The 2,301-nt window shown below is 68.9% G+C and carries 3 protein-coding genes; all 3 read right to left on the reverse strand.

Annotation, left to right across the window (positions count from 1 at the left end):
* Positions 1–110 precede the first annotated feature (110 nt).
* A complete protein-coding gene (locus JNJ68_RS15150; protein ID WP_294983339.1) occupies positions 111–488 on the reverse strand; it encodes a hypothetical protein in 378 nt (125 codons plus the stop codon).
* 14 nt (positions 489–502) lie between these two features.
* Positions 503–1,195, reverse strand: coding sequence for an ABC transporter ATP-binding protein (locus tag JNJ68_RS15155; protein WP_294983340.1), 693 nt, complete (start codon positions 1,193–1,195; stop codon positions 503–505).
* Position 1,196: 1 nt separating this feature from the next.
* On the reverse strand, positions 1,197–2,301 hold a 1,105-nt coding region (locus JNJ68_RS15160; protein WP_294983342.1), incomplete at its 5' end, for an ABC transporter permease.

The raw sequence follows: 2,301 nt of genomic DNA on the forward strand, positions 1-2,301 counted from the left end.
CCATGCCGAGAACGGTGGCGAGCGAGAGGACCAGCGACAGGTCCACGGGCAGGGATCGCTTCATGTCAGGCTCCGGGCTGGCGCAAGTGCTGGCTGGGTTCGAGATTCGTTCAGGTGGGCTTCTTGCCCCGCAACGCAAGCACCGCGATGGCGGTCCAGATGCCGGTGCGCAGGATCATCGCGCCCATGGTGCGCGCCTCCCAGGCGCCGCCCGTCAGGACATGCCAGAGGAAGGCGACGAAGACTAGCGCCGTCGCCACGGCAATTCCAAGCGCCAGCATCGGCGCCCAAGCCCCGCCGCGCCAAAGTCCGATCCCGGCCAGGACATAGGCAAAGCCGGCACCGAAGTTGAACCATAGCACGAAGGGCACCACCGCGCCCATGTCGACGCCGCCAAAAAGCGCGCGGCCTCCCGAAACGATGGTCAAGAGGCCGAAGATCACGGCGACGGCCGCGGCGACGGTCAGCGAGAGGGGGCGGCGGCTCATGGGGTTCCTCCGGGTCAGGCGTCGGCCAGGCGGCCGTCGCGCAGGTGGATCAGGCGGTCGAAACGGTCGAAGATCTTCTCGTCATGGGTGACTGTGACGATGCAGGCCTCCTGCTCGACGGCCAGCTTGCGCAACAGGTCCATCACCAACCCGGCGCGCGCGCTGTCGAGCGCGGCGGTCGGCTCGTCGGCCAGGATGATGCGGGGGCGGTTGGCCAGCGCGCGGGCGATCGCCACGCGCTGCGCCTCGCCGCCCGACAGGAGCGCGGGCTTGACGCGCGCCCGGTGACCGACCTCGAGATAGTCCAGCAGTTCACGCGCCCGCGCCCGGCCTTCGTCAGCGGGCCGCCCGGCAAGGTCGAGGACGACGGCGACATTTTCTTCGGCGGTCAGGAACGGCAGGAGATTGTGGGCCTGGAAAATGAAACCGATCTTGTCGAGCCTGAGGCGTCGCAGGTCGCGCCTGAGCCATCTGCCGTCGAACACCGGCTCTCCGTCCAGCACCACCCTCCCCGAGGAGGGCGCAAGGATGCAGCCGATGATGTTGAGAAGCGTGGTCTTGCCGGAGCCGGAGGGGCCAAGCAGCGCGATCACCTCGCCGGCGCGCACGGTAAGGTTGATTTCGCGCAGGGCATCGACGCGGGTCTCACCCTCGCCGAAATGCTTGGCCACGGCCGCAACCTCGATCAGCGTGTCGCCAAGCGCCATGTCAGCTCCCGAGCGCGGTGGCCGGATCGACCTTCATCGCCGCCCGCACGCCGAGCGCGGAGGACAGAAGGCAGACGGCGGCGATGATACCGGCCAGCACCATGACGTTGAACGGCTCCAGCACCACGCGGCGCGGGAAGTAGTCCTTGACGGTCAGGATCAGCGCCAGCCCGATCCCCCAGCCCGCGGCGCCGAGGATCAGCGCCTGCTCGACGATCAGTGCGACGATGGTGCGGTCGGGCGCGCCGATCAGCTTCAGGGTGGCGATCTGCTTCAGCTTCTCCATGGTCATGGTGTAGATGATCAGCGCGATCACCACGGCGCTGACCGACAGCAGGATGCCGAGGAAGAGGCCGATCTGCCTGCGCGCCTTGTCCACCACGGAGGCCAGCAGCAATTCCTCCTGTTCGCCCTGGGTCATGGCGGCAAGGTGCTTCCACTGGCGCACGGTCGCGGTCAGCAGCTCGACATCGGCCCCCGGCGCCATGCGGGCGATCACCGCGGCGACCGAGGCGGACTTGACGGAGGTTGCGCCACGCGCCGCCTGCACCCGCTGGGCCGCCGGGTCGAGTTCGGTCTGCAGCGCCATCGCGTCCGAGAGCGTCACATAGACCGCCGGATCGCCGCCCGAGTTCATCGCCCCCTCGACCAGCCCGACCACCGTGAAGCGGTCGCGCCCGAGGCGGATGGTCTCGCCGGGCGAAAGGCCGGTCTTGCGGTCGGCCACCAGCTCGAAATGACTGGCGCCGATGCCGCGCCCCTCGGCGATTGTCTGCGGCCCGCCCGGGCGACCCGGCTCGTATCCGACGACGTAGAGGCGCAGCGTTTGTCCGCCATGGGGCGCTTCGATGTTCTGGAAATTGACCGCGCCGGCCTCGGCCACGCCGGGCATCCGCGCCACCGCATCGCGGGTGTCGGCGGGAATGCTGGAGGCTTCGGCGAAGGGGCCCTTGGTGCCGGCCTCCACCACCCAGACATCGGCCGCCGGCGCCTTCACCACCGCCAGCGCATCCGCGACAAGCCCGTTGTAGATGCCGATCATCGCCAGAACCACGGTCATCAGCAGCCCGAGCCCGAAGCAAGTGAGGAGGAAACGGAACAGCCCG

Source organism: Tabrizicola sp. (assembly GCF_016793705.1).
Classification (GTDB): domain Bacteria; phylum Pseudomonadota; class Alphaproteobacteria; order Rhodobacterales; family Rhodobacteraceae; genus Tabrizicola.